Source organism: Streptomyces sp. NPDC040610, from assembly GCF_055594065.1.
Map to the genome: position 1 here is coordinate 10,186 of NZ_JBVIXA010000029.1, position 6,900 is coordinate 17,085.

Here is a 6,900-nt window from a genome sequence, read left to right on the forward strand (position 1 = left end):
ACTCGTACGCGTACGCGAGGTTGTTGCGCGAGGCCAGCGTGTCGGGGTGGTCGCCGCCCAAGACCCGCTCCCGCTCCGCCAGGGTCCGCTCGTACAGAGGGATCGCCCGCCCCACATCCCCCGCCGCCAGGTACGCGTACGCGAGGTTGTTGCGCGAGGCCAGCGTGTCAGGGTGGTCGCCGCCCAGGACCCGCTCGCTGTCCGCCAACGTGAGCTCGTACAGAGGGATCGCCCGCCCCACATCCCCCGCCGCCAGGTACGCGTACGCGAGGTTGTTGCGCGAGGACAGCGTGCCGGGGTGATCATCGCCCAGCAGCCGCTCGTGGGTGGTGAGGGCGCGTTGGAAGGCGTGGATGGCAGGGGTGAGTGCGCCCTGCCCCACTCGATAAGTGGCGGCGCTGTTGAGGGCGTGGGCGGTGTGGGTGGTGTCGTGGTCGGGGGTGTGGTGGTGGGTGAGGGCGTCGATGTGTGGGAGGAGGGCCCTGCACCGGGGCCAGGTTTCGGGGTGGTCGACGTCGGCGGGGAAGGTGTCGGAGAGGAGTGCGGCGGCCTGGTCGCGGGCGTGGTCGATGGCCTCGGGAAGGCGGTGGGGGTCGTCGGGGTCGGGGGTGCGGGCGAGGGCCTGGAGGAGGCGGTGGACGCTCAGGGTGCCGTCGTGGTGGTCGGTGACCATGCTGTAGGCGGTGAGTTGGCCGATCGCGGTGGCCAGCTGGGGTGGTTCGGCGAGGCCGTGGAGCAGGGTGCGGGGGATGTTGTCGGGGGCGTACCAGGCCAGGATGCGCAGGAGGTCAACAGCGAGGGGGGTATCGGCCAGCTGGTTGAGGGTGAGGTGCCAGATCCGGGCGATGGTGCGTTCGGAGTGGCCGCCCGCGGTGCCGGAGGCGAACATCGTGGCGGGCCAGCGGGCCAGCATGTGCAGGTAGGCGCGGGGGCTTGTGCCGGTCTCGGCGCAGTACGCGGCGGCCTGTTCCACGGCCAGGGCCAGGTGCCCGAGTTCCTCGCACACGGCGTCGGCGCCGCTGGTGTCGCGGGGACCGTGATGGGTGAGGATGCGGGTGAACAGGTCGAGTGCTTCGGCGGGGGCGAACACGTCGAGGTGGATGGTGGTGGCCTGGTGGTGCCAGCCGGTCGCGCGGCGGGTGGTGACCAGGACCCGGCCGCCCGGCACACGGTCCAGGAGCGGGCGGATGTGCCGGGGGTCCTCGACGTTGTCCAGCACGAGCAGCCATCCGTCATGTCCGGTGAGCCAGGCCAGCGCGCGTTCGGTCTGCAGCTCGGCGGGCAGCCCGGTCAGTCCGGGCTGCAGCGCCCGTGCCAGCGCGGCCAGCCCCGCCTCGACCGCGGCCACGCCCGCGTTGACCGCGTCCACGCCCGCGTCGTCGACGGTGATCCACCAGCGCACCTTCTCGTGCCGTCGGGCCGCCCAGTGTGCGGCGAGCGCCGACTTGCCGACTCCCCCCAGCCCGTGCACCGCGTGCACGACGACCTTGCCGGGCCGGGCGAACGCCGCCTCCAGCGCCTCCAGCTCATCGACGCGGCCGACAAACAGTCGGGTCCCGATGTTCGACACCCCTCCGGCCGCAGCGTTGTCGGGGATCGGCGCATACGCCTCCGGCGGCAGCGCGTACTCGGCGTGGACGGCTACGGGGTTGACGAGGTCGCGCCCGGCGGCATTGGACCCCGAGGTTGCCCAGACGCCCGCCGCCGTGGTGGGGATGTCGGCTTCGACAGGCCGCTTGCGGCGGTGCCAGGACGTCATAGGCCGCGGTGTGCGGTCGGATCCTCCATGTCGCGGCCCGCCGCGTTCGACCCGCCCGATGCGGACACCCCCGGCCTCGGGGCGGGAGGCGGCGCGGAGCCCACCCCGGTGTCACGAGCCTGAGGGTTGCGCATGTCGCGGCCCGCCGCGTTCGACCCGCTGTCCGCCTGGACCGTCGCCGATGTCGACGAGGAGCGCAGCAACGCCGCCACCGCCACCCAGGTCGCCGCGACACCCACCACCGCACCCACCACGCTGCCCGCCGCGGCGGCCGTGTTGAGATCGGCGGCCAAGAGCACCACGACCAACCCCACTGCCGCCGCGACACCCACGACTGCGAGGGCCACCAGACACGCCTTACGCCAGCTCGTCATGCCCCATGGTCGCTCCGCAGACATGGTCAAGTCTGCCCCTCTGCAACACCACCTGGCGTCATCTCCTGAGCCCCGGTCGCCGTCGGTTCGTGCAGTGGGATCACCCGCTCCAGATCCCCCGCTGCCCGGTACGCGAAGGCTCGCAAAGGTCCTGGGCAGGTGATTCGCCACGCTTCCGAGGATGGATCATGATGCTTTCTCGGGAATCCTGCAGAACCATCATGATCGATCCAATCCGCCCGTTGTGTCTGGAGGGTCGGCCGGGGGCAGCGAGGCGACCGCGGGTAGCGGAACCAACGGCATGCCGCCCAGTAGCCGCTTTCGGATGGCGGTTGTCATACGGTGAACTCCTCAGCTGTCATGGGGCGTTGGGGGAGATATGACGCAGGGTCCGTGGGCGGAGCTCGGTGAGACGGTCAGCGCGATTCGCGCCCAGTTGCAGCAGGCGATGGACGAGGGCGGTGACAAGTCGCTGAAGTTCCGCACGGGTCCGGTGGAGCTGGAGTTCTCCATCGAGGTGCGTAAGGAGGGTGAGGCCAAGGCGAGGATCCTGGTGTTGCCGTGGTCCGCCGATGCCCGTGCTGGTGTCAGTGCCGACCGCGTCCACCGCATCAAGCTCACGTTGCAGCCGATCGAGGGCACCGGCGCGGACGCGCGTATCGCCGGCACCAAGTCACAGCGCCCGGCCTGACTGCGGTGATCCCCAAGGGCGGGTGAGGGCGGGGGCTGGGAATGGATGTCACGCGGGTCGTCGAGGTGTGGGTCCCCGCCGTAGGGCGGGTGGGCAGCGGCTATCTGATCGCCGACCGCCTGGTGCTGACCTCCTATCACGTCGTGGATGGCATCGGGCCGGGCGATCCGGTTGAGGTCCGGCCGCTGGAGGACCAGGAGAGCACCCCGTGGCTGGCAGCGACGCTGTGCTGGCCCGCGGCACCGGTGGACATCGATGCCGCGCCCGAGCGCGACGCGGCCCTGCTCGTGATCGGCGACCCGCGTTGGCGCCCCGACCTGTCCTTGTCCGCGGTTCGTTTCGGCCGGGTCGCGGGGCAGGACCGGGTGGCCTGCCTGGGGGTCGGGTTCCCCGACGCCGAGGAGCGTCCGGACCGCCGGCGCGACACCATGCCCGTGCGCGGCAAGGTAGAGCCCCTGCAGGCGCGCAGGTCAAAGATGCTGACCGTCCATGTCGACGAGGGCATCGTGCCCCGCCGCCTAGACAGCGGCTCGGGCTGGGCCGGCAGCTCCGGCACGGCCCTGTTCTGCGGCCCCCTGCTCATCGCGGTGCTGGCCACCGACCGCGACGTCGCTGCCGACGCCAGCGTGCTCGGCGCCGTCCCGGTCACCTCGTTCGCGCCCCTGCCGGGCTTTCGCGACACGCTCAGCGCACACCGCGTCGACCTACGGCTCGAAGACGCGCCCGCCTCGGAAGAAGCCGAGCGGCAGGTGCGCGCGTACCTGGCCGCGGCCCGCCGGGCGGCCCGCGACCACCCCTACCCCGGCGTCCTGCCCGGCACCTTGCCCCCGCTCGCCGCCGTCTACCTGCGCCAACAGGTACGCGCCGACCCGACACGGTGCGCGCCGGACAAAGCGGACGGTACGGCGGAGGCGTCCGGCGTTCTGGTGAGCACGGACGAGGTCCTGGCGCGCCCGGGGACCTGCATCGTGCTCGGGGGGCCGGGCGGCGGCAAGTCCAGCCTGCTGCGGACCTGGACGACCGAACTGGCCGACCGGCTTCGGGCCCCACCGCCGGAGGGACCTGCAACTTGGGTGCCGGTCCTGGTGCAGGCCGCGGCCGTGGCCGCGCACCTGCGGGCGCCCGATCCCCGGCCGTTCCTCGATGCACTGGCCGCGGCCGCTGCTGCCGAGGTGCACGGGTTCGTGCTGACCGCAGGATTGACCGCGGAGCTCCTGCGCACCGCCCCGCTGGGAAACGCCCGCTGGCTGGTGCTGATCGACGGACTCGACGAGATCACCGCGGCCCATGACCGCAAGCGGCTGCTGGATGCCCTGGCGACCCAGGCTACCGAGCATCCGCAGCTCTACCGGTTCATCGTCGCCACCCGCCCCGCCCCCGACCACGAGCTCGCCGCCCTGGGCGCGGAGGTCTCCCGCTTCGCCCTGCAGCCCTTCCGTCCCGAGGACCTGCCCGCGGTGGCCCGCGGCTGGTTCACCACCCTCGCCCTGCTCGACCCGGACCACGCCGTCGGCGCGTTTCTCGCGTCCGTGCACCGCGTCGGTCTGGACGGCATCGCCGGCATCCCCCTGATCGCCGCCATGCTGTGCCAGTTGTACGCCCACGACCCCGGCCGGCCGCTGCCCGACAGCCGCGGCGCCGTCTACGGCAGATTCATCGACCGCCTGCACGAACGTCACGCCGACCCGGGGCCCGGTGGCCTGCGCGCCCAGACCGCCCTCGACATGGCCCGCCGCGGTCCCGCCGCGGCCGCCGCCGCCGACAAGGTCCTGAACCACCTGCTCGGCCTGATCGCCCACCTTGCCGCCCAACGCTGGAGCGGCAACACCGCGCCCGCCCTCGACATCATCGCCGCCCACCCCGCCGCCCAACTCCCCGACAGCATCCCCGCATCCGCCTGGCGCACCTTCCTCGACACCAGCCTGCGCCGCAGCGGCCTGCTCACCCCCGCAGACGACGACCTGGTCTTCCTCCACCAGACCTTCCTGGAATACCTGGCCGCCCGCCATGCCGCGCGTTCGCCTGAAACCCTCACCCAGACGCTGCACGACGCAACCGGACACACAGCCCGATACACAGCCCGAGACAGCAGACTCGACGGCAATATGACCAAGCCCCGGATTCTCGGACGGCGGTACTGGTCACCACCTCCCGAATCCGCCGCCTCCTACGTCGGCTTCCTCATCGACCTCACCCACACCCACCCACTGCCACCGCGGCGCGGCGGAGCTCTCCTCACGAAACCCCACCTGAACCGCACGCCGGCAGGCGCCCGTTTCATCGACGAGCTCGCACGACTGGGCACCCGGTTACCGGACCACGTACGCCAAGCAGCCGCCGACACCTGGCACGCCCTCGCCCACGACCCCAACCTGCACGGCACATACCGGGTGGGGGCGGCCCGGGACCTGGCGGGGCTCGGTGACCCGCGCGCCGCCGACACCTGCCACGCCCTCGCCCACGACCCCAACCTGAAAGGCGAATACCGGGAGACGGCGGCCCGGGACCTGGCGGGGCTCGGCGACCCGCGCGCCGCCGACCTCCTGCACGCCCTCGCCCACGACCCCAACCTGAACGACGGAGACCGGGTGGGGGCGGCCCGGGGCCTGGCGTGGCTCGGCGACCCGCGCGCCGCCAACTTCCTGCACGCCCTCGCCCACGACCCCAACCTGAACGACGGAGACCGGGTGACGGCGGCCCAGAACCTGGCGGAGGTCGGTGACCCGCGCGCCGCCGACCTCCTGCACGCCCTCGCCCACGACCCCAACCTGAACGACGCATACCGGGTGACGGCGGCCCGGGGCCTGGCGGAGGTCGGCGACCCGCGCGCCGCCGACACCTGGCACGCCCTCGCCCACGACCCCGACCTGAACGACGGAGACCGGGTGGGGGCGGCCCAGAACCTGGCGGAGGTCGGTGACCCGCGCGCCGCCGACCTCCTGCACGCCCTCGCCCACGACCCCAACCTGAACGACGGAGACCGGGTGGGGGCGGCCCGGGGCCTGGCGGAGCTCGGCGACCCGCGCAGCGTCGACACCTGGCACGCCCTCGCCCACGACCGCACATTGAGCAGACGGATGCGCAGGTTCAGCGCACGGTGGCTCCGTGGGTGAGCGGACCGGCAGCGACCTCCGATCACATAGCGAAGGGCCCAAAGCTGTTCTGACCCGGATGCGCCTTGGCAGATCGCCTCATCGGGCGTCGGCATGGCGGTCGGTGCGCGCGATGTTCGCGCATGTCGGCTTGCATCGGTCCAGGCTCGGGGCGTCACTGACATCGAGCCGATGGCACAGGGCACGGTCGCGGTTGTAGACGCGCATCAGGAACGAGTGCGGGTTGTCGTAGACGGTCAGGGCCGGGTTGCCGAGGATGTCCCGGGCCTGCCGGTGCGTGCAGATGGACCCGGCGAACGGGGGGGGCCTGGGCGGCGGTGTGGATCGCTCGCCGTACTGCCGGCCCTGGAATCCCGGTTCCAGCGGCGAGCTCGTCGTGGAGGGTGGTGAGGGTGTCGGCGGTTGCCCGGGCGGTTTCGGTGTCGAGCAGCTCGTGGATGCCGCCGCGGCCGCGCGCTATTGGTAAGTCCGGCTATCAGGACCTGCGGAATGTTCGGAGCGAGAGAGCCTCCGCCACTGTCGGGCATTGCGGACGTGCAGCAGCCTCGCCGATGTATCCGTCAGGGCTGCTGTGTTCAGAGCCATGGGGCGAAACGGTACGCCCCCGCCGGGGGCGGAGCGGTGGCTGCTCGCCCGGTCGCCCGGTGGGGCGAGGCGTTGCAGGTTCGTACTGGTGTTGACAGAACGGTCATTCCTGTGGCCGGGCGGGCTGGCCGGTACAGATCCGTTTTGCCTGGAAATTCCCTGGGCGGTGAAAGCGTGGGCCAGAACTCAGGTGCTCACGTTCGACCGGAACCGACCATTCCCGCTCAATCGCGAGCGCTCAAAGGGCTCTTATTGAGTGCCGTGGCGAAAAGTGAGCGCTCAGAGTGCGGTGATCGGCCGCGCGGGTCAGGCTTGTTGTTGCGCCGCGTTGTGCAGGTGCTGGATCATCCAGAACTCCTCAACGCGGGCGCCGCCCCC

4 protein-coding genes are annotated in these 6,900 nt (G+C 71.9%); 2 read left to right on the forward strand and 2 right to left on the reverse strand.

What is annotated here, in order from left to right:
- Both ACZ6AA_RS40760 and ACZ6AA_RS40765 read right to left on the reverse strand, forming a co-directional pair.
- Window positions 1–1,759: tetratricopeptide repeat protein (locus ACZ6AA_RS40760; protein WP_471463623.1), on the reverse strand; the 1,759-nt coding region annotated here is incomplete at its 3' end.
- Window positions 1,756–2,133, reverse strand: coding sequence for a hypothetical protein (locus tag ACZ6AA_RS40765; RefSeq protein WP_471463625.1), 378 nt, complete (start codon window positions 2,131–2,133; stop codon window positions 1,756–1,758). The genes ACZ6AA_RS40765 and ACZ6AA_RS40760, both read right to left, overlap by 4 nt.
- A gap of 379 nt (window positions 2,134–2,512) precedes the next feature.
- On the opposite strand from ACZ6AA_RS40765, the gene ACZ6AA_RS40770 reads away from it, so the two are divergent.
- Together ACZ6AA_RS40770 and ACZ6AA_RS40775 are read left to right on the forward strand one after the other, a co-directional pair.
- On the forward strand, window positions 2,513–2,824 hold the full coding sequence (locus ACZ6AA_RS40770) for a trypco2 family protein (protein ID WP_471463626.1): 312 nt from the start codon (window positions 2,513–2,515) through the stop codon (window positions 2,822–2,824).
- A gap of 41 nt (window positions 2,825–2,865) precedes the next feature.
- Entirely contained in the window at window positions 2,866–5,937 is a 3,072-nt protein-coding gene (locus ACZ6AA_RS40775; protein ID WP_471463627.1) for an NACHT domain-containing protein, read from the forward strand.
- Window positions 5,938–6,900 lie beyond the last annotated feature (963 nt).

Coding starts and splice junctions, on each gene's coding strand:
- ACZ6AA_RS40765 (WP_471463625.1), bottom strand. CDS start 2,133: ATGACGAGCTGGCGTAAGGCGTGTCTGGTGGCCCTCGCAGTCGTGGGT.
- ACZ6AA_RS40770 (WP_471463626.1), top strand. CDS start 2,513: ATGACGCAGGGTCCGTGGGCGGAGCTCGGTGAGACGGTCAGCGCGATT.
- ACZ6AA_RS40775 (WP_471463627.1), top strand. CDS start 2,866: ATGGATGTCACGCGGGTCGTCGAGGTGTGGGTCCCCGCCGTAGGGCGG.